We start from the raw sequence: 20,611 nt of genomic DNA on the forward strand, positions 1-20,611 counted from the left end.
GTTATAGATGAGCTGTCTTCTTTGTTAGACAAACAGCCTGATCCATTTTATATCGAGGGATATATTATTGGTTTAGGTTTAACGCCACAAACAGTATTACCAAGTTTATGGATCACTAAACTCATAGGTGAGGAAAGCACCGATCTTACTCTACGTTACAGTTCTTTACTGCGGTTTTATCACGCATGTATGGATAGAGTATTGCGTGGGGATTTTTCTTTACCTGAGGAGTGTAATCTTACCAAGGACTTACTTGTACATGCTCTTCGAGCTGATGGGCCCTTACCGAATTATTGCTCAGGTATGCTGCAAGCGCTCAATTTCATACAAAAAAACACATTAAGTGATATACAACAACATCAATTGAATGAGTTAACAGGTCTGCTTGTTGGTTTTAAAAGCTACTTGAGCGCACAAAATGTGTTTAATGCATGTGGAGATTTTGCTGACTCAGCGATATTCGCTTTTCAAAATTTGGAGTCTTCAATTAGCAAAACAGCGTACGAAATGCGCTTTTCTGAAGAGTGTATAGCGGATGCTGATGAATTGAATTCTCAGCCTAGTTTTAATCGTAAAACAATTGAAAATCATCTTAATGAGATTTTGAATAGTGACAGCACTTCAACACTTAAGCTTATTCATGATCTGATAACTGTCATTGAACGGGAGTTGATCACGGCAAGTTTTATCGAGCAATACTCACGGGAATTGGAGTGTTTAGATGAAGTTCAGCCTTATCTCATATTGAAGGCTAGGAAAGCGCAAATTCACTACAACTTAGAAGATTTTGAGTCAGCTAAAATTGAGCTTGAGAAACTGATTCAGTTGGCACCGAGCGACTATTATAATAATCGTTACCAATTATATAACTGCTACATAAGACAAAATGATTGGGAAAGTTTAAATCGAGTTTTACTGCAATTTGGTTGCAATGATTTTGCAGCCAGTGCTTCGCGCCTTTTAAGTAACTATGCTCAATATGGAAATAACGCTGACACCATCGCTTTAAAGTTAGAAACTAAAAGGCTCTTTCCTGAGGTGGTAAATATAGCTGTAAGAAGCCCTCTTTCAGATACCCAGAATAAATCTGATAGCTTTGAAGAGTATGTCAAAAAAGGTGGCCTGAAAGCTTGGTGTTCTGTAGACGGGAGTTTATTTTGGTTAAAAATGGATGAAAAATAAAGCCAGCTCATGTTTATTTCAGTTTATGTAAACTGGCTTTAAATTTTTAGGTATTACTAAAGTAGTTTATGCGGCTTCTTGCTCTTGTGATAAAAACTCATTCATTGTAAGTGGTACAGATGCAAAGTACCCTTGAATATACACATTGGGAAATCTTTTCATATATTCGTATTGGAATCTATTTTCGACACCTTCAACGATCACCGTTTTTCTGCTTTGCTGTGCTGTTTTTATTATAGAATCTAGCCTTGGTGCTTGAGCGGCCTTATCTTGCACATTAGCAATGAAATTTTTATCAATTTTGACAGAGTTAAAATAGCGGCTTGTTAATAACTCGTGGCTATTTTCACCTTTACCAAAATCATCTATCGCAAAACTAAAACCAAGATTAGACATTTTTCGCAATGTGTTGAGTGCATTATCACTGAGTTTCAATTCACCACCTTCAATTAATTCGAATGTAATAAAGGCTGCAATTGATGGTGTATCTCTAATCACTGTTTTCAAATAATCTAGTAAGCCGTCATCCTCTAAGAGGTGAGCAGAAATATTCATATGTATTGGCTTTAGCTTCTCATGAGCGTCCAGCTTTATTTTGAGCATTGTGTAGATTTGATTGATGACAATCTTTGTGAGTTCGCTGTGTAACTCAGGTTTGTCCTCAATCATAGGCATGAATGCCTTAGGGCCTAAGTTTTTCGTATTTCTCCAGCGAACAAGTGCTTCATAGCGTTTGGGCTGATCGATATTTGTTGTTTTGAATATCGGTTGAAACACAAGATAAAAGTCATCAGGATTAAAAGAAATACTGTTCATCAGCTTTAATAGCACATGTTTTCTGTACATTTCAGCTTGATAAAGTTTTTCATTGTGGAAAAACGTTCCTGTCGGTGACTCCAAAGCGTACTTCATTGAAAAAGTTAATCTTCTTTGCACTTTGTCTATACCATAAAGTGAAGACTGCCCAGTTAGGCTCATTGAAGAGATCGCGTAATCAATCGGCACTTGTGTGTTGTTCACCCATACTTGCTTTGGTAGCTTTTCTAGAATCTCTTTCTGTTTCTCTTCGGCTTCTTTTTGATCAGAGCCTGTATCGTGGGTAACAAACGCCATCACCATAAAATCTGAGTCATGTAGTGCTAAAGCAAAAGGTTGACAAGACTTCCCAACCTCTTTGAATAGCTGCTGTAATGTTTCTTGATTACTTTCTATGGAGTCAAAGACAGGGGTTTTACCTAGCTTGATTAACGACACATGAAACTTAGAGAACTTTCTATCTACCTTCATGAGCTTTTGCATAAAAAATAGGTAGTTAGGTATGTCACTGGTGCCGTGATATAAAACGGATTTGCTTAGTGCGTCTTTTGCTTTTTTGAGTTCATTTAAGACCTTTAAATCCTTCTTACGCAGCTGATTTGTTCTTGTGAGAGCAATAAGGCTCAGTACGGCAATGACGATTGCGATGCTTAAATATATATTGTCCATAAAAGATAAATAGTTGAGAAATATGCATTACGGATTAAAAAACAGAAAAATGGATGAAATATGTGTTTTTCCATTGTTTGCCAACTTTTTATATTACAGTCAATTACACGAAGGCTGTAGAAATGCGATAGACTTGTGCTAAAACTGCAATATTAATATGGTGTTAGTTGCCAAAAGAACGTTTGATGTGCTCTTCAATTTCAAATTCGTGGTTGCGGAATGATTTTAGGAGCTTATAGCTCAAAGGCAGCCTTCGGTGGGGGCGTGACTCTCGCACCTTACGATATGATGGGCTTTTGTCTAAGTCAATTAGTCCCATCGCCCATTTTCTAAAATTGCGTTTTTCAATGGGGTTGCAAATGAGCGCTTCGACATCGGTATGTCTTTTGTCTTGTTTGATGTGTTCAAACAGTTGTTCTACCTTGACTTTTTCACCTTCAATGACCTGCATAAAATGATGTGTATCGTATAACAGCATACCTGAGATACTTTTTAATTGATTCGCACAAGCGCATTGTCTTCGAAGAGACTCCAGCTCTTGATCGCTCAATGGTGTTGTGACAGTGCTAATGTAGATAAGCTCAATTAATTCCATAATACAAGCATGGTTACTAAGTCACATTTAAAGATAGTTATGTAAAGGATTTTTGCATGCTAATTTTGAAATTAAATTTGTAAAAATGAATAATGACGTGTTCGTACTTTTGGATTTGCTTCACAGTTGTGCTGTTGAGCTTTGGATACGTTAAAAGGGCTGTAGTTTTCGTCTAGGCAACTTTATCCGTCATTTTTAGGTGTTTTTGGTAATTCTGAGACTTGAAAGAAGGGGCTTCAGCCCCTTCATAGATATAGATTATTGGCCATAACTGCGTTTAAAAGTGATAAAACAAGTTGGTTGTGTATCACTTACCAATTGTCTGAAAATCAGTGTGTCACCTATCTGTAAATTGGACAAAACTAACTTAGTTTTGTTGTATAGGCGCTTACTCAGTTGATCTTCAGGACGAGTTGAGTTGTCTCTATCCACATCATGAAAAATTGTGCAACGACCTTGATCCCTGTTGTTATCTGTCCAACGTACATTTACACCATCATATAGAATATCAAAACTGAAGCGTGCGTCTGGGTTCTGGCTATACCTATCTGTGATTGTGACATAGGTTGATTTTCGGTCCGGTAAGCTTGGGTTAATTTCTGTAATAATATCAACACCAAACTGCGACCCTGCATGTGCTATAGAAGACAACGACAATGCTGCGATTAACAATAAGTTTTTTGATAGTTTCATAAAAATATCCTTTTTAATGAATTTAATACGCGTCAATAGATATTAGGCACTTCATAATCTATTCGTTAGATCTATCTTAACGATTCATAGTGCATCAACCTACGACAAGTTAAGTCTAGAGTGACTCCCTTATTATTTATGTAAGACATTGATTTAATATGAATATAGTTATATTTATGATAGCTGTTTTTTGGGGGAAGTAGAGTTGCTTTTTAAACAATAGATCTGAAAATATCATTATTTACGCGATAGAAAAAGTAACTAATTAGTTATTCTGTTAAGCACCGCTATAGCGTCGATGACACTCTTGTGCGTTAAAAGCGTATTTTGATATCTAACATAACGTATTTATTGAAGTTCTCTTTGAAGCATCTTTACTTTAACAAACCTTTCTCCTACTTTTTGAGTAGTAACAACTTCGACTGAATATAAAAAGTGGGGCGTTAATGCTTGTGCTATCTACCCAGACAATACTTTTAATGTGTGCTGTGGGGATTGTTGCCTCTGCAACTGCGCTTACTTTTTTATGGATGGCAAACCGAGATATCAAAGCAACCGTATTTTGGGCAATCGGCCCATGGTTACTCGTGGCGAATTTTGGTTTGTTTGCTGCACAAAGTGCCTTGCCTTACTTTTTTAAACACATAGCATCCAATTTATGTGGGCAACTTTCTTTGCTAATGATGTTGGTTGGTTTGTATTACGCAGTTGATAAGCGACCACCATGGAAAAGACTGAGCGCATATTTGTGTGGCTTCCTTGTGCTGATAACGGTTTTTACTTTTTGGCACGACTCTTACGCATATCGCTTAAAACTGGCTGTTTTTACTATTCTATGTACATCTATTTGGATGGTTAAAGTGATGCTTGAGCATCGCAGGAATAGGTTTGAAGTATCTGGAGCACTCGTTGTCTTGGGGTTAGGCTGCTTAAATACTGCTGGTATATTTAGGATTAGTGCGCCAATTAGTGATGGTGCGATGAATATTCTGACGGACACTAGTGTTTATATACAGCTGTTTTTTATAACGATCATGGTGGCGCAATTAATATTTAATTTTGGCTTTGCGATTATGGTCGGTGAATTACATAACTTTGCAAACAAGCAGGCGCAGCAAGCGCTGTTAAATACAAATCATGAATTGGCGATAGCGAAAAAAAGAGCAGAGGAGGCATCTCGTCATAAATCTGAGTTTTTAGCAAATATGAGCCATGAGATCCGCACACCAATGAATGGTGTGATCGGTATGTTGGACTTAATAGAAAAAGAGGGGCTTAGCGAAGCTCAACGTAATTATGTAATGACAGCAAAGTCGAGCGCAGATTCTTTGATGGTTGTGATCAACGATATTTTAGACTTCTCTAAAATAGAAGCTGGTCGACTAGAGATTGAAAAGGTCGAGTTTGATGTGATATCGCAAAGTGCGGCACTGGTGCAAACGCATGCACATGCTGCACATAGCAAAGGTATAGAGTTGGTCCTCAATACTGAACATGTTGATGAACGGTGGCTGGTTGGTGACCCTGTCAGGTTTAAACAAGTGCTGGGCAATTTGATCGGTAATTCTTTGAAGTTTACAAGCGAAGGGGAAGTAGTTGTTACGCTCAGTACTGAATCAAAAGCTGATCAAGTCAGGTTGATAGGCGAAGTGACTGATACCGGTATAGGTATTGAGCAAGAAAAACAGCAAAAGCTATTTCAGTCTTTTTCGCAGGTTGATGCTACTACAACTAGACGTTTTGGTGGCACAGGTCTTGGTTTAGCTATTGTTAAAACTCTATGCCAGCTAATGGGAGGAAATGTTTCAGTCCAAAGCAAACTAGGGGTGGGAAGCACTTTTAATTTTGAAGTATTGCTCAAGCCGACCTCCCGTGAGTTGACGCCACTTTCTACGCGACTAAATTCAATCATTATTGCCGAAAGTTGTCTTACTACAGCCAACATTTTGAAAAACATGATGAGCAAACAAGCAAAGTCTGTCGATGTGGTAACGAGTTTTGAAGAATTAAAATTGAGTATAAAAGACGAGACAGATCTTGTTGTTATCAGTCAATTAGTGGCTGGTAAAAAAGCGGAGCGATGGCTGAAAAAGCTTAAAATTGATAGACCGATCACCGCTATTATTTTAACGTTACTCAATGACCTGAAAAGTAGTGTTCACTATCAAGAGCTGGGTTTTACACATCGTTTCACTAAACCTTTCACACAAAATGACTATGAAAACTTTTTACAGTCATTGAGTACAGGGCGGGCTAATGTCCAAAGTACGGAGGAGGCACTCAGTGTTTTCTCAGGTGAATGGGTGTTGCTTGTTGAAGATAATCCAGTGAATCAGCTGGTGGCCAAAAAAATGTTGGCTTCTTTGGGGCTTAGCGTGGAGATGGCAAATAATGGTCAAGAAGCGCTTGATAAACTCTCAGAGTTTGAAAATCCATATCAATTGGTGTTGATGGATTGTCAGATGCCTTATATGGATGGTTTTGAAGCGACAAAACTGATTCGAGAAGGAAAGGCAGGCAAGAAATTAATGGCAATCCCTGTTTTGGCATTAACTGCAAATGCGATGAAAGGAGACCGGGAAGCCTGCATTGAGGCAGGGAGGAATGACTACATTACCAAGCCAATATTGCTTGAAGAACTAACCCAGTCATTATCTCAGTTTCTTTCTCCTGAAAATGCAATTTAAAGCATATTTTCACTTCATGCAGTTTAACTTCTTAATAACCTGATTCTGTTTTATTTCTTATTATTTTTCTATTTTTCTTCTTGACCTCAAGTCGACTTTAAGTGGCATAGTTTTCCAATCATTTTGATTTTTGGCTATTTGGAGGTTCATATGTACATGGGAGACAGTTTATTTCATCTTGTTGGTTTTTCGTTGCTTTTGGGAGTTGGTGCTACTTTATTTATGGATATTTGGAGTATGTTTTTAAAACGCGTTTTTAACGTGCAGCCCTTAAATTATGCTTTGGTAGGACGATGGCTGGCGTATTTGCTAAATGGTCAGGTGTTACATATGAATATAGTAAAAGCTGAGCCAAAACAACATGAAAGCGTAATTGGGTGGGTTGCGCATTATGTAATTGGTATCGTTTTTGCGCTCATACTCGTCTTGCCTTCTTTGTGGATGCATAATCCACTTCTAAATCATATTGGCGCTATTGTATTTGGCTCACTCACTGTTATTTTTCCATATTTTATTATGCAACCTTGCTTTGGTATGGGGATCGCAGCAAGGAAAACAGCAGAGCCAAATAGTATGCGCATGAAAAGCCTTATGGCACATGTGTCATTTGGTGTTGGTTTAAGCCTATCTTTATTTTTTATCAGCATGGTTTATTAATTGAGGCTAACTAGTACCTAATAGACTGATATTAATAAATTTTAACTATATTTTCTGTTTTAAATACATTTTTTGTAAAAAGGATTAAATAATGAAAAAAGATAAAGGCGGCATTATCGTCAATTACCCTAATAGCGGACATTACCTTGCATCTGCTGGTAATTTGTATCGGATAATGATTGGCGGAGAGCAAACTGAGGGACAGTTTTCATTAATTGAGTCGCTTATACAGCCAGGACAAGGCGGCCCATTTCATACACATGCCAATGAGCAGGAATCATTTTTAGTTATAAGTGGGACTTTAACTTTCTTTGATGCTCAGCGGAGCTATCAAGCAACACCTGGAACATTTATTTTATGCCCAGCAGGCATAATGCGGGGGTTTCGAAATGAAACAAAGGAAGAAGTAAAAGTATTGATCTTATACACCCCTGCAGGCATTGAAAATATGATTAAGATGGAAGGGAAAGAGCTGGAACAGGTTGAAGGCTATCAAGTAGCGAATGGAGATAGACAACTTTCCTGTCCGGTTCTAAATCAGGAATTTGGCATTGTTGAAGGCAAAAAGCCACTTCCAAATCCACTCTAAACGATACATATTGCATGGCTGTATTTATTATACCTAGAGGTGTTTTAGCGATTTATTTGTCTGCTTAGCGTGATATATTCTTCATTTAATATATCACAAAACTTAGACCCTAATTAAGGAAGCTGCATGATTGATCTTCGCTCAGATACAGTGACACAGCCTTGTAAAAATATGAGGCGATTAATGAGTAATGCCATGGTTGGTGATGATGTATATGGTGATGACCCTACGGTGAATGAGCTAGAGCAATATAGCTCAGTCAAACATGGTTTTGAAGCATCTTTATTTGTAAGCTCTGGAACGCAGGCGAATTTATTGGCAATTCTTGCGCATTGTGACAGAGGCGATGAATATGTATGCGGCCAAAATGCGCACAACTATAAGTATGAAGCGGGTGGGGCTGCTGTACTTGGGTCGGTACAGCCTCAACCTATTGAGAATTTGCCGGATGGGAGTATTTGCTTAGATAAAGTGGTTGCTGCAATCAAACCAGATAATTTTCACTTTGCTCGGACAAAAATGCTGAGTTTAGAAAACACTATTGGTGGCAAAGTATTAAGCCTTGATTACTTAAAAGAGGCCAGAGCAATAACGAAAAAGTATGCGTTAAAACTGCACTTAGACGGTGCCAGAGTGTATAACGCTGCAGTTGCATTAAATGTTGATGTAAAAGAGATCAGCCAACACTTTGACTCCATGACCGTTTGTTTGTCAAAAGGGCTGGGGGCGCCTGTTGGTTCTTTATTAATGGGAGAGCGTGACTTTATTGAGAAAGCGAGGCGCTTGAGAAAAATGCTAGGTGGAGGGATGCGCCAAGCAGGTATCTTGGCTGCTGCAGGGATCTATGTACTTAAAAATAATGTAGATAGATTAGCTGAGGACCATGAAAACGCGCGATATTTAGCACAGCGTATTAACGAACTCCCAGGCTTTGATAGCACTGGATATGAGGTGGATACTAACCTTGTATTTTTAGATGTAGACAGTAGTGTGGATATTCAAGCGTTTACTGAGGTGATGTTCAGTAAAGGAATTAATATTACTCCAGGTTATCAAGGTATGCGCTTTGTGACTCACTCAGGTATAAATAAAGAAAAAATAGACGTATTTATTGATGCAGCAAAAACCTACCTACTAGTAAGCTAATTAACAGCGTTGAAGGCTGTGAAGCTGCGTATTCTATTGCCTTATCAAGTAAATTGATAAGGCTTTTTATTATTAAATCTCTATAACTACTTGATACTTAGCATTAAATTTTATAATTCTGTGTGTTGTTAGATGTTTACCTGCTCACTTTAATGTAAATGAATGTAAACAAGGTGTCTGATAAATACAAATTTTTGTCTTATTAATGATGTGCTTTACAACAGTTTAAAACGGTATTTAGGTACAGTCTTTATTAAAGTTTTCCATATTATTTTATGGAGGCATACACAATGAAAAAAACATTTATATTGTCAGCACTGGCAGCTTTTAGCCTTAATGTTCAAGCAACAGAGTTAAGTAAAACGTACTTAGAAATTGGATACTCAAAGTCCGATTTTAAAGATGAAAAATATTTTGATAAAACTGACTTAGATTTGGTGGGCCATCAGCTGAGTTTAAGTTATGAATTTGAAAATGGTATCTATGCGGGCTTGCATACAAAAAGACATCGAGAAACGTTTTTAGTCGACTTGTTCGGCCAAGACGTAGAGCTTGATGAAAACTTAATTGAGCTGGGTTACGTAGCGCACGAAGCTCAAAATGGCCGCTTTTCTATAGGTGCTTTTGTTGGTGCTTTAGAATTGAGCGTTGAAGATAGCAGCAATGATGCGGACCTTTACCGTGTTTATACTGAATATGATCACCGTTTTAACCAGTATTTCTCTGCTTTTGCCAAGCTTGGTTACGAGTCTGTTGATGGTGAAGGTGCAAATAGTGAAGATGGTCTTTGGACGGAAGTTGGTATTAGAGCACATTGGGGCGCATCAAGCTTCTCATGGGAGTTTTCTCAGGGCGAAGTTGTTGAGCAAGTCGGTTTTGTCTACCGTTATTCTTTCTAATTAATAAAATCATTCTCTCTGGGACTGGTTTAAAAAGCTGGTCCATTTGTTATTTCAACAACTGCGATACTCGTCGTCAAATCGAGAAGATGCTCAATTCTATACCTTGATAATGATTGAGACATTTTGATACAGACCCTTTGCTTTATCTCCTATACCATTTTTGCAAGTGTTAGATGAAGGAGTAACGTAATGAAAAATAAGCTATCTGTAATGGTATTGTCAGTTATTGGGTTAAATGTACAAGCGACTGAATTAAACAAAACATTCATCGAATTTGGTTATACACAAAGTGACTTTGGAGATAAGTCAAAAGTAGAACCTGATGGGATCCAGTTGGGTTTTGGCTATGAATTTGAGAATGGTATCTACACAAGTATAAAAGTAAAACGTCAAAGAGATAGTTTAGAAGGGAGCGTCAGTAAATTTGATCTAGACCTAGACGAAAACTTATTTGAGCTTGGTTATATTGCCTATGAAACAAACAAGGGAAGATTTTCGTTTGGTGCAGGTTTCGGAGAAATGGATTGGGACATGAGCCACAGAAAATTAGAAGGTGATTTTTATCGTCTTTTTACTGAGTATGAGCACCGTTTTAATCAATATTTCTCTGGATATGCGCGCTTAGGGTATGAGTACTTCGACCCTAAAGGTGCAAAAAATAATGACGGTGCTTGGGCTGAGCTTGGTATACAAGCACATTATGGCGCCTCAAGCGTTGCACTGAGCTATTTTGATAGTGCAGATATTGATCAACTAGGTGTTACTTATCGCTACTCTTTTTAGTAAAGCTGTTTATTGGTGTCGTCGTGTTTGAGGAATACGGCCTTTGGTATGACTAAAGCATCTATAAAACTCTGAACATAGATTGATGTTTTTATTCTTGGTTGAAGTGTATTTCATCAAATGTGTACATATGGTAATAATATTTTTAATGTGCTTTTCAAAGTACTTAATATGCCATATGCAAAAGGACAAAACATGAAAACAATTGGTTTACTCGGTGGAATGAGCTGGGAGTCAACAGCTAACTATTATAAGTATATTAATCAGGGTATTAAATCAAAGTTGGGTGGTTTGCACTCTGCTAAAATCGTGATGAAAAGCATTGACTTTGCCCCTATAGCGGAGTTGCAACAAGCTAATGAGTGGGGCTCGATGGCTGAAATGCTCACCCAAGATGCTCGGGATATTGAACGTGCAGGGGCTGATTTCATCCTCATTTGCACAAATACCATGCATTTAATTTTTGATGAAGTACAGTCTGGAGTCGGCATTCCCCTCATCCATATTGCGGACCCAACTGGAGAACAATTAAGACAAGATGGAAAGCGCAAGGTTGGGTTGCTTGGCACGCAATTTACTATGTCTGAGTCATTTTATAAGGACAGGCTTAACAATAAATTTGATATTGATGTAATTGTGCCCGATGTTGGTGACCAACAAGTTGTTCACGATATCATTTATAACGAACTGTGCGTAGGTGATATTAAGCCAGAATCCAAACGAGCGTACTTAGGCGTTATTGCAAAACTTCAGTCGAAAGGGGCTGAGGCAATCATCTTGGGATGTACAGAAATTGCCTTACTCGTTAACGAAAATGATACAGATATTCCTCTTTATGATACAGCTATTTTGCATGCAAACAGTGCCGTCTCTGCTTCACTAAAATAATAAATATACATACTTTATAGAAACTTATGGTGTGGCTTGGAATGTTTTATATACTTTAATTGATTTGGGGTAATATAAAATTCAAAAATTAGAGCTTTTATTTTAATTTTGTGTAAAAATTTACTAGTTTTAAAAGGAGTAATTATGAAATTAAAATATCTTTCATGTGTTGTGGCAGCTATGATCACGAGTTCTTCAGCGTTGGCATTTACTCAATTAGGTGGTGCTGGCGTGATGCCAATTGGTCATGAATGGCTAACACGCACCTCTGCATTGGAGTTGATGGGGCAAGATACGCGAGTCAGCGATAGCCAAGACCCAAGGTTAAACTGGAATAATGGCTTAGCGAAATCTATTGAACTAAATGTAGCACAACATGAAGTTGAAAGGATCTTATCTAACACAAACGATGATGGGACTTATTGGTCTGGTTATGATGCTATCTTCGCAGCCATTGTGGGTGAAAGATGGGTTGATATTGCCGGCTTTAATGTCACGAATGCCAGCGCTGATCCGACAGGGCCAAATTGCTTCAATGCCGTCGCGCAAGAGCCAGCGGATTTGCAGCAAGACCACTTTATGCGTCGTTATGACGACATTGGTGGGATTGGTGGTGTAAACGCAGCAAAGCGTGCGCAAATCCGGTTTATAAATCATTTTGTTAATGCCGCAACTGCCGAGTCTAAAAAAATCAAGGTGTGGGATGGCGGCGGTTATGCCAAAGCGGTTGAAGTTGATCACAATTATTTTTTATTCGGTCGAGCTGTTCACTTGTTTCAAGATTCATTCAGTCCTGAGCATACGGTACGCTTAGCGGTTGATAATTATGAAAAAATTTGGCAAGTCAAAGCCTACCTTTGCTCTGAAGGGGCTGAACAACATACCCATGATACAAAAGAAGCAATTAACTACCAAAGCGGTGATGTAATTTGGAAACCTGAATCTAGAGGGCAAAGCGGCTGGCAGGCTTATAAGCCAAGCAATATAAAGCCGGTTGCTTTGGTATCTTTAGAGGCCAGTAAAGATCTCTGGGCTGCATTTATCCGAACCATGGCCATACCGCAAGAAGAGCGCAAAGCAAAAGCGAAGTTGGAGGCGCAGCAGCTGGTGGATAATTGGCTATCATTTGATGAGCAAGCCATGCTCAATTGGTATGATGATGAAGCAAAGCGTGACCATACTTATGTATTGGCACCGGGCGAGCAGGGCAAAGGAAAGTCCTTAATCGACTGTATGACTGAACTTAAAGTCGGTACCACAGATCAGCTGGCCCGCGTCGCACAACTAGAAGAAGAACGTAGGCACTGCTTGTATAATATTGAAGCCGAAGCGGGTTACAGTGATGTCAACGATGCATTGATTAATATGCCATATAATTGGAAATGGAAATCTTTAACATGGAAAACGCCACCAGAGGATTGGCAGCCAAATCAGCTTGACGCAGATACTGGTGAGGTTGTTCATATCCATAATGCCAGTAACGGTAAAGCCATCGGCTCACAAAACGGAGAAGTGAAAAATGCGCTTTTATATATTGAACAGGCAACGCCAATCGACTTTATTTTGGTCAAAGGTGAGGGAGGTGAGTCTTATTTTAGGACAAGGCAAAATGCAGAGTTGTTCTTAAGTTATAAAAACAACTTTACCGGTGATGCTAAACTTTGGACGTCCCCCGACAAGGCCTCTTTTAATATTGAAACGTATGGTACCCGCGTAAATTTGAAGAACGACTTTTGGCAGCAATATGTCTGGGCTGATATTGAGTCTGGGCAAGTGCATTTATCTCGTAAAGGAAATGCAAGCAATGAAAATGCGCAGTGGCTGTTAGTTAAACAATAATTTGAGTGAGCCCAAAGCTGTGATTACGCTTTGGGCATTTAATTAATAGTAGAGAAATGAATCACAGTGGCACTGTGGATCGTCTTTGAGTAAATCAGCATGTAAATCTATCTTCCTTTGACTTCGCTCATCCCAAACCGTCACGACTTGATTACGTCTATCGACAATTAAAACCTCAACAGGGTGGTCTTGATATTCTAACCATTCACCTTTTTGTATGTCTTCAATGTTCATTAATTTCACTCCAGCACTTGCGAAGCATAGTATTGAGCATCTTTATAATATTGCTAACAAGTGAACACCATTAAAATTTGCAAAGAGTATTACTTACCACTTTGTTACAAGATGAATGAATGCATTATGTAAAAAAGCGCATTAAGTACTTTTAAGTGTAGTTAGTAGAGGGAAAAAAGCCCAACATAAAGGTGATCCTCGTTGGGCTTTGGTCGTTAGTTTTCTGTGTGTCCACTCAACATGGACTTAATTTGGGATTAGAAGTTATAGGCAACGCTGAGCTTTATGCTGCGAGGCAAAATATAACGTCCATTGGCAGCCGCAGGGTTGCGCGGATCACCTTCAGTTAGGCCTTGTTCATCAGTTAAGTTATCGATGGCAACTTGCACTTGTACTTGTTCCATTGGCTCAAGTGTTAAACCTATATCGATCTTTTCATAGCCATCTAACACAGCACTTGGCGTGTTTTGAATGTCGCTGTAACGTGAGTCCACTGCTGAGATAGTGCCGTAAACTGTTGCGAACATATCGCCAAGCTCAAATTCATAACTTGGTGTAATACGTAATTGCCAATCAGGGATACGTTGTGACTTGTTGCCCGTTAGTGTGGCATCTGGGCTTTGTGCTACTTCACTGTTTTGCAAGGTACCATTTAAGTTGACGCTGAAACCTGACTCATGGTTGTAGTTAAAATCTATTTCAATACCATGTGCTTCAGTGGTAAAGCGCTGTGCAGGTAAATCTGGACGAATCGAGAACGACTCGCCCTTGACTTCATTTGCAAAAAGCGTTGCGAAGAAGTCCATGTTTTCACCCATGAACTTGTAGCCGACTTCACTTTGTGCAACTTCTTTTATCAGCTCATCACCTGCAGAATAATCATCAAAGTTGTCTCTGAAATCGTCAAAGTAAGGCATTTTAAAGCCTTTGTTGAAACGTACAAAAACGCCACTTTGATCATCCAATTTGTAATCAGTACCAACTGTCCATGATGTTTTGCGTGCACTGTAGTCAACTGATTTAGTGATCACGCCGTCTAAACCTTCATCAACGGTATAATCTACTTGATGGCGTTCATTACGAAGGCCTAAATCAAAAGTTAAGTTATCAGTGGCTGTGTAACTATGGGTCGTATAAAAGGCAAGGGTCGTCGCATCGCCATTGCTGTTGATGTCGTAGTTAAAGCCACACCCTTCAAATGAATCGTTACACGCAATGCCTGTCAGCATTTCACCGCCTTGTTCTAAAACATGGTATGCGGTATTACCTAGGCTCCACCAATCTTTGGCCGAGGTCGTTGCGGTGTAAATACCAAAGGCACTGTTAATTACGCCGAAATCTTTGCTCAGTGCTAAGTCATTGGTAAAGGCTTCAATATCTTTGAGTACTACCCAACGGCCATAGTCCTGAACACGCGTGTCGGCGCCATATTCTTTACCCGTTGCAACACCTATTGCGCTTACGCCATTGTCAGCAACTTCTGATAAATTCATAGCATTACCAGCAGGAACTAGACCATAAGTATTTGCTTTACCTTGGGTTAAACTAAAGCGGTCGATAAAATGCCAGTCATTACCAAGCTCAAGAGAAATACTACCGCCAGAGACATGGCCGTCCCAGCCTCGACCTTCGGCTAAATCAATATCAACTTGGCCGTTTCCTGCAGAAACAGTAGCTTGACGATTTAATGTGCCTAACTGCGTATATTCAGCATCAACTCCAGCTTCATTGAGTGGCGTAGGAAGATACCATGCACCTGTATCATCTGTTTGGCGAGTGTAGACGTTGATTTCACCATTCTCTAATTCTTTGGTGAGTTTAATGGTAAATTGATGGCCTTTTTCAGAGGTGAAACCCGCATCACGGATCCCTGATGAGCGCTTGATGTAGCCGCCCACCATATAATATAAGTCTTCGCTGACTTCACCACTTAAGACGCCATCGATACGTTGCAGGCCATAATCTGAAGTCGTGTATTTAAAGGTGCCTTCAGTGTCTGCTTGTCCACGTTTAAGTCGGAAGTTGGTTGTTAATCCCGGTTGTCCGTTAGACAATACTGGGTTTGGTCCGCCTCTAAGCCCTTCCATCATTGAGATGGTTTCATCAAGGCGGAAAATAGACGAATTTTCTAAAAATGACAATGTTGGAGCTGGGTAAACCGGCGAACCATCAAGGCTGACTGTTAAAAATGGGGCATCCCCACTTGAAGTGAACCCTCTAACATTGATGTTAGCACCAGACTCACCGCCAGAACTTTCTACCCAAACTCCAGGGATGGCCTTGAATAAATCAGCTGTACTCTTTGGTGCGAGTCGTTCAATGAGAGATTCATCAACATTAGTAACGGCGTATGCGGCATCTACTTTACGGATCCCCATACCACCTGGTGTACCAGAAATAACAATGGTCTCGACCTTGTCTTTGGCTTTATTTTGTTGCTCAGCGTTGGCTACATTTGAATATGTAATTGCGGCCATAACCGCTGCTGCAAGTGCAGAATACTTCTTGCCTAGGTTCACAGGAGCTGCTCCCTTGGTTGTGTCATATGTGTTGTCATAATGGCCGACTTGCGCGCCGGCATCGCTTTTCGCCACAAAACTGAACTAAGTTATTTTGTAATTCAGCGTATTTTTAATTGGTTTGCACTGGGCGTTATTCTAAAATAGAACTTTATGCAAACGTTTGCAATAGGGTGTTGCGATATTTTTTTACCTTGGGTTTACCTTATGCCGCATGTGAATGCTTTTTTATAACTTAAGGGCTGTAGGTGGAGATAACAAAAACAAAGGGTTAATAAAGAAACATCTTTAAACGAAAATAACTGAGGCGACCAGCCTTTCTCTGTGGATGAATGCGCTTGGTTAGTTTAATCTAATGGCTTGAACAGTATTGTGGGTATCAGCCCATAAAGTCATGCCAAAGCATTGTAAAATGCGCTTTGATGTAGTGGATGGGCTATGCAACAAAAAAAACTAAAACTGGCAGATCTGGCTAAGCTGGCTGGTGTTTCAACGTCGACAGCGTCACGGGCTCTAAATGATAATCCTTTAATCAAGTTAGAAACACGTGAGCGAATTCAGCAGCTCGCAAAAGAGCATAACTTTAGTTTAAATGCCGCAGCGAGCCGACTTCGATTGCAAAAAACCAAAGTTATCGCGGTGTTGATTAATCTTGATTCAGAAACAGAGCAGTCTATTGATGACCCGTTTTTACTCAAAGTGGTGAGTGATATTAATCTGGCGGTTAATCGTCAAGGGTACGAGCTGTTATTGTCTAATTCATTTATGGCCGGAGAAGATTGGCACGGATACTTTATCGATGGACGCCGAGCAGACGGAGTCATTGTGGTAGGTCAAGGCAAGCAGCAGGCGTTAATAGAAGCCGCATCCAAAGCGGGTATGCCATTGGTTGTGTGGGGCGACCCAAAAACCAAGGCGGATTATGTCATTGTGGGCAGTGATAATTTCCTAGGAGGGAAGATTGCGGCGGAACATTTGATGTCAAAAGGGTGCAAAGCGCCGTTGTTTTTAGGGGAGCCTGAGCATGCTGAGTTGGGTGAGCGATATAACGGCTTTTGTACAGCAATTAAGAGCGCGGGGCTAACAGAGCAATGCCAGCTGTTGAAAATAGACATTACCAGCCAAGCCGCCTATGAGGCGATAAATCATAAATTACGCAATGATGGACTTGATTTTGATGGTATTTTTGCCTGTAGTGATATGGTCGCTTTAGGTGCGATGAAAGCACTAAAAGAACGGTATGTGAGTATTCCAAATGACGTACATGTCGTGGGGTTTGATGATATTGCAATGGCAGATATTAGTTTTCCGTCGCTAACGACGGTTAGACAGGATACTAAGCAAGCCGGTGAGCTCTTGGTGAGTAAGTTACTTGCTCAGTTAGACGGGGAGCAGGTTGCTTCTAGTCAATTGGAAATCACATTGATTGAACGCCAATCTAGCTAGTGCATTGGTGTCAATCAAGTGTGAAAATCCAGATAAAGAGTGGCAGAAATGATTAACAGCCGTTATTACATTTTAAAATGCAAACGATTGCATTATTCGTATATGAGCGCTAGACTGATTTAAACTTACAGTATTTACGAGTCTTTCAATGCACAATATGCGAACTATTTTGGCTATGGGAGCCTGCTACTTTTTATTTGCAATATTGCTCAATAGCGTTGGTACCGTTATTTTGCAAGCAATCAACACGTTTGGTGTGTCTAAAGCGCAAGCTGCGTCTTTAGAGGGGTTTAAAGATTTACCCATTGCAATTGTCTCCTTTTTGGTTGCTTCATTTATTCCTCGAATAGGTTATAAATTTGCACTGTTAGGCGGCTTATCTTTGGTCACCATCATGTGCTTGGTCACGCCTATCGCTGGCAGTTTTTGGGCGCTCAAAGCATTATTTGCAGCTGTTGGCTGCGCATTCGCGATTGTCAAAGTATCTGTTTATGCCTTAATTGGCCAAGTCACCGACTCGACTAAGTCACACTCGAGTTTATTAAACACCATTGAAGGTGTATTCATGGTGGGCGTACTTAGCGGCTATTGGGTATTTGCTGCATTTTTGAGTGAGGATATTGCCTCGAATAATTGGTTGAATGTCTACTACTTACTATGTGCACTATCAATCATCACTATGTGCCTAGTGTGGTTTGCCAAAATTGATAAACCGGCAAATCAGATACTCAGTCACGGCAGTGCGAAAAGCGATTTCTTTAATATGTTGCGCTTAACTTATCAGCCACTTGTCTTGGTATTTGTGATTAGCGCGTTTTTGTATGTGTTGATTGAACAAGGTGTTGGCACATGGCTACCCACCTTTAATAACCAAGTACTCAATTTACCCGTTGATGTGAGCGTTCAGCTAAGCAGTATTTTTGCGGCTAGCTTGGCGATTGGCCGTTTGGCTGCGGGCCAAATCCTGAAAAAAGTAGATTGGTATCTCTTTTTAAATATCTGCCTTGCAGGTATGGCCGTATTGGTTTTATTGACTTTACCGATGACCAAAGACTTGCCACAAACCCAAGTCACGAGCGTATTTAATGCGCCTACCGCCGCGTACCTAATGCCATTAATAGGGTTGCTTATGGCGCCTATTTATCCAGTGATCAATTCAATTATGTTAAGCAGCCTTGAGAAACACCGTCACGCTGCGATGACAGGGCTTATAGTCGTTTTCTCAGCCCTTGGCGGGACGACGGGCTCATTAATTACAGGCTTTGTATTTGAATACATGAGCGGTCAGCATGCCTTTTATATGTCATTAATTCCAATGGCAATTATCACAGTTACCTTATTTCTATTTAAAAAGCGTGCTCAACAAGTAGCGTGCTCGTCAGCAGTTTAAGTCGAGGATTAATAATGAAGTTTGAGCATAGTCGCTTGTTTAAAGACGTACAATTGTCAGGTATTTTCACTGACAGTAAAACGTTTGCTGATGCTATTCCAAAGCCATCTTGGCAGGCCGTATGTGACTTTTATGAAGAGTTACAACCTAAAGATTTAAAGGCCTTTGTTAACCTTCATTTCGATTTCGCACCAGCGCCAGAGCTAGAAACACTCGATACGATTGAGTCTGTCCCTGATTACATTGAACAGCTTTGGAGTAGGTTAACGAGGGAAGCTGGTGAGAAAGACGCAAGCTCGCTTTTGGCATTGCCTAAGCCATATGTTGTGCCTGGTGGACGATTTAACGAAATTTATTATTGGGATAGTTATTTTACAGCACTTGGCCTGATGGACTCTGGTCGAGAAGCGCTTGTAGAGAATATGCTGGATAATTTTTGTAGTTTAATTAATTCGTTGGGGCATATACCAAATGGTAATCGCAGCTACTACGCAACCCGCTCCCAACCACCTGTGACTGCATTAATGGTTGATTTGCTTTGGGATACAAAGCATACAGATCCACAGTGGTTAAATAGAGTGACATCAGCGTTAAGTCGTGAGTATGACTTTTGGATGAGAGGGCAAGAGAAGTTATCGTCTAAAGGGAATACCCATGCCCGTGTTGTGATGATGCCTTGTGGCGGTGTACTTAATCGCTATTGGGATAATGAAGCTCTACCAAGGCCTGAGTCATATCGAGAGGATTTGGAAGATGCCAAACACCTTAGTGCAGAGCAAAAGCTCGCATTTTATCGAAATATACGTGCTGCTTGTGAGTCTGGGTGGGATTTTAGTAGCCGTTGGTTAAGAGAGCCAAGTGACTTAAAAACCATCGCCACAACAGATATGGTACCGATCGACTTAAATGCTTTGCTATATTTTTTAGAATCGCAATTAGCTCGCTGTTATCTAGCTTTAAATCGCCATACTGAATTTAAAAGAATGGACAAAAAAGCAAAATCACGCGCAGATCTGATAGGTCAGTATATGTGGGATGAGCAAGCAAGCTGGTATGTTGATTATGATATTGCTAACAATGCTCAGCGAGACGTGCAAACGATGGCTGGGGCTACAGCGCTATTTTTTAACTTAGTTAAAGACGCCAGTCATGCGCTGCGCATGTCTAAGAAAATCATGTCCGATTTTTACAAAGTTGGTGGGCTTGTTACCACACTTAACGAAACCTCTCAGCAATGGGATAGTCCAAACGGTTGGGCACCGCTTCAGTGGTTTGGTGTAAAAGGCTTATTAAACTATGGTTTTGATTGCGAAGCAGAGCAGGTTGGGAAAAGCTGGTTGAATACACTAGAGTCAAACTTTGCTATTAATAAGTGTTTGCTAGAAAAATACAATGTCATTGATTTGAATAAAACGGCCCAAGGTGGAGAATATATTGTTCAACAAGGCTTTGGCTGGACTAATGGCGTAGCTTGTCGATTATATAAGTTGTTTGGACATTAATAGTTTTTTGTATCCTTCCTATAGGTAAGTATCTTTTGTGGGCTTACCTATGAAAACCTTAGTGTTCAACTTGA

17 protein-coding genes are annotated in these 20,611 nt (G+C 39.9%); 12 read left to right on the forward strand and 5 right to left on the reverse strand.

Features of this window, described 5'->3' with window-relative positions:
- Window positions 1-21 precede the first annotated feature (21 nt).
- Complete coding sequence (locus tag QNM16_RS11150) at window positions 22-1,182, forward strand: tetratricopeptide repeat protein (RefSeq protein ID WP_284020560.1); 1,161 nt, start codon at window positions 22-24, stop codon at window positions 1,180-1,182.
- A gap of 66 nt (window positions 1,183-1,248) precedes the next feature.
- Here the strand turns inward: QNM16_RS11150 and QNM16_RS11155 are convergent, their stop codons facing one another.
- The 3 genes from QNM16_RS11155 to QNM16_RS11165 form a co-directional block, all read right to left on the reverse strand.
- On the reverse strand, window positions 1,249-2,667 hold the full coding sequence (locus tag QNM16_RS11155) for an EAL domain-containing protein (protein ID WP_284020561.1): 1,419 nt from the start codon (window positions 2,665-2,667) through the stop codon (window positions 1,249-1,251).
- A gap of 163 nt (window positions 2,668-2,830) precedes the next feature.
- Window positions 2,831-3,262, reverse strand: coding sequence for a BLUF domain-containing protein (locus tag QNM16_RS11160; RefSeq protein WP_284020562.1), 432 nt, complete (start codon window positions 3,260-3,262; stop codon window positions 2,831-2,833).
- Between the two features lie 258 nt (window positions 3,263-3,520).
- Window positions 3,521-3,955 (reverse strand): hypothetical protein, encoded by a 435-nt coding sequence (locus tag QNM16_RS11165; RefSeq protein WP_284020563.1) that lies wholly within the window; start codon window positions 3,953-3,955, stop codon window positions 3,521-3,523.
- 446 nt (window positions 3,956-4,401) lie between these two features.
- Between QNM16_RS11165 and QNM16_RS11170 the strand changes: the two genes are divergently transcribed.
- The 8 genes from QNM16_RS11170 to QNM16_RS11205 all read left to right on the forward strand — a co-directional run bounded on the left by QNM16_RS11170 (window position 4,402) and on the right by QNM16_RS11205 (window position 13,446).
- A complete protein-coding gene (locus QNM16_RS11170; RefSeq protein ID WP_284020564.1) occupies window positions 4,402-6,642 on the forward strand; it encodes a response regulator in 2,241 nt (746 codons plus the stop codon).
- A gap of 150 nt (window positions 6,643-6,792) precedes the next feature.
- Complete coding sequence (locus QNM16_RS11175; RefSeq protein ID WP_284020565.1) at window positions 6,793-7,299, forward strand: DUF2938 domain-containing protein; 507 nt, start codon at window positions 6,793-6,795, stop codon at window positions 7,297-7,299.
- A gap of 91 nt (window positions 7,300-7,390) precedes the next feature.
- Window positions 7,391-7,888 carry a cupin domain-containing protein gene (locus QNM16_RS11180; protein ID WP_284020566.1) on the forward strand — a complete coding sequence of 166 codons (498 nt, stop codon included), beginning with the start codon at window positions 7,391-7,393 and terminating at the stop codon, window positions 7,886-7,888.
- A 126-nt stretch (window positions 7,889-8,014) separates the two neighbouring features.
- Window positions 8,015-9,034 carry a low-specificity L-threonine aldolase gene (gene ltaE, locus QNM16_RS11185; RefSeq protein ID WP_284020567.1) on the forward strand — a complete coding sequence of 340 codons (1,020 nt, stop codon included), beginning with the start codon at window positions 8,015-8,017 and terminating at the stop codon, window positions 9,032-9,034.
- Window positions 9,035-9,324: 290 nt separating this feature from the next.
- Window positions 9,325-9,933, forward strand: coding sequence for a hypothetical protein (locus QNM16_RS11190; RefSeq protein WP_284020568.1), 609 nt, complete (start codon window positions 9,325-9,327; stop codon window positions 9,931-9,933).
- A gap of 192 nt (window positions 9,934-10,125) precedes the next feature.
- Window positions 10,126-10,719, forward strand: coding sequence for a hypothetical protein (locus QNM16_RS11195; protein WP_284020569.1), 594 nt, complete (start codon window positions 10,126-10,128; stop codon window positions 10,717-10,719).
- A 195-nt stretch (window positions 10,720-10,914) separates the two neighbouring features.
- Window positions 10,915-11,607, forward strand: a complete 693-nt coding sequence (locus tag QNM16_RS11200) for an aspartate/glutamate racemase family protein (protein ID WP_284020570.1) — start codon at window positions 10,915-10,917, stop codon at window positions 11,605-11,607.
- Between the two features lie 144 nt (window positions 11,608-11,751).
- On the forward strand, window positions 11,752-13,446 hold the full coding sequence (locus QNM16_RS11205; RefSeq protein ID WP_284020571.1) for a phospholipase C/P1 nuclease family protein: 1,695 nt from the start codon (window positions 11,752-11,754) through the stop codon (window positions 13,444-13,446).
- A 42-nt stretch (window positions 13,447-13,488) separates the two neighbouring features.
- On the opposite strand, the gene QNM16_RS11210 is transcribed toward QNM16_RS11205, so the two are convergent.
- Window positions 13,489-13,680: a hypothetical protein gene (locus QNM16_RS11210; protein WP_284020572.1), complete on the reverse strand. Its 192-nt coding sequence runs from the start codon at window positions 13,678-13,680 to the stop codon at window positions 13,489-13,491.
- A 257-nt stretch (window positions 13,681-13,937) separates the two neighbouring features.
- Window positions 13,938-16,157, reverse strand: coding sequence for a TonB-dependent receptor (locus QNM16_RS11215; protein WP_284021217.1), 2,220 nt, complete (start codon window positions 16,155-16,157; stop codon window positions 13,938-13,940).
- A 480-nt stretch (window positions 16,158-16,637) separates the two neighbouring features.
- Between QNM16_RS11215 and QNM16_RS11220 the strand changes: the two genes are divergently transcribed.
- The 3 genes from QNM16_RS11220 (at window position 16,638) to QNM16_RS11230 (ending at window position 20,537) form a co-directional block, all read left to right on the forward strand.
- A complete protein-coding gene (locus QNM16_RS11220) occupies window positions 16,638-17,645 on the forward strand; it encodes a LacI family DNA-binding transcriptional regulator (protein ID WP_284020573.1) in 1,008 nt (335 codons plus the stop codon).
- A gap of 148 nt (window positions 17,646-17,793) precedes the next feature.
- Window positions 17,794-19,035: an MFS transporter gene (locus tag QNM16_RS11225; protein ID WP_284020574.1), complete on the forward strand. Its 1,242-nt coding sequence runs from the start codon at window positions 17,794-17,796 to the stop codon at window positions 19,033-19,035.
- 14 nt (window positions 19,036-19,049) lie between these two features.
- Window positions 19,050-20,537 carry a trehalase family glycosidase gene (locus QNM16_RS11230; RefSeq protein WP_284020575.1) on the forward strand — a complete coding sequence of 496 codons (1,488 nt, stop codon included), beginning with the start codon at window positions 19,050-19,052 and terminating at the stop codon, window positions 20,535-20,537.
- Window positions 20,538-20,611: the final 74 nt, after the last annotated feature.

Source organism: Pseudoalteromonas umbrosa (genome assembly GCF_030125375.1).
In the GTDB taxonomy this organism is placed as follows: domain Bacteria; phylum Pseudomonadota; class Gammaproteobacteria; order Enterobacterales; family Alteromonadaceae; genus Pseudoalteromonas; species Pseudoalteromonas umbrosa.

What these genes read in the sequence shown, in the direction of transcription:
- QNM16_RS11205 (WP_284020571.1), top strand. Translation starts at nt 11,752, where the DNA reads ATGAAATTAAAATATCTTTCATGTGTTGTGGCAGCTATGATCACGAGT.
- ltaE (WP_284020567.1), top strand. Translation starts at nt 8,015, where the DNA reads ATGATTGATCTTCGCTCAGATACAGTGACACAGCCTTGTAAAAATATG.
- QNM16_RS11170 (WP_284020564.1), top strand. Translation starts at nt 4,402, where the DNA reads ATGCTTGTGCTATCTACCCAGACAATACTTTTAATGTGTGCTGTGGGG.
- QNM16_RS11200 (WP_284020570.1), top strand. Translation starts at nt 10,915, where the DNA reads ATGAAAACAATTGGTTTACTCGGTGGAATGAGCTGGGAGTCAACAGCT.
- QNM16_RS11155 (WP_284020561.1), bottom strand. Translation starts at nt 2,667, where the DNA reads ATGGACAATATATATTTAAGCATCGCAATCGTCATTGCCGTACTGAGC.
- QNM16_RS11160 (WP_284020562.1), bottom strand. Translation starts at nt 3,262, where the DNA reads ATGGAATTAATTGAGCTTATCTACATTAGCACTGTCACAACACCATTG.
- QNM16_RS11215 (WP_284021217.1), bottom strand. Translation starts at nt 16,157, where the DNA reads ATGGCCGCAATTACATATTCAAATGTAGCCAACGCTGAGCAACAAAAT.
- QNM16_RS11165 (WP_284020563.1), bottom strand. Translation starts at nt 3,955, where the DNA reads ATGAAACTATCAAAAAACTTATTGTTAATCGCAGCATTGTCGTTGTCT.
- QNM16_RS11210 (WP_284020572.1), bottom strand. Translation starts at nt 13,680, where the DNA reads ATGAACATTGAAGACATACAAAAAGGTGAATGGTTAGAATATCAAGAC.
- QNM16_RS11175 (WP_284020565.1), top strand. Translation starts at nt 6,793, where the DNA reads ATGTACATGGGAGACAGTTTATTTCATCTTGTTGGTTTTTCGTTGCTT.
- QNM16_RS11230 (WP_284020575.1), top strand. Translation starts at nt 19,050, where the DNA reads ATGAAGTTTGAGCATAGTCGCTTGTTTAAAGACGTACAATTGTCAGGT.
- QNM16_RS11190 (WP_284020568.1), top strand. Translation starts at nt 9,325, where the DNA reads ATGAAAAAAACATTTATATTGTCAGCACTGGCAGCTTTTAGCCTTAAT.
- QNM16_RS11220 (WP_284020573.1), top strand. Translation starts at nt 16,638, where the DNA reads ATGCAACAAAAAAAACTAAAACTGGCAGATCTGGCTAAGCTGGCTGGT.
- QNM16_RS11225 (WP_284020574.1), top strand. Translation starts at nt 17,794, where the DNA reads ATGCACAATATGCGAACTATTTTGGCTATGGGAGCCTGCTACTTTTTA.
- QNM16_RS11180 (WP_284020566.1), top strand. Translation starts at nt 7,391, where the DNA reads ATGAAAAAAGATAAAGGCGGCATTATCGTCAATTACCCTAATAGCGGA.
- QNM16_RS11195 (WP_284020569.1), top strand. Translation starts at nt 10,126, where the DNA reads ATGAAAAATAAGCTATCTGTAATGGTATTGTCAGTTATTGGGTTAAAT.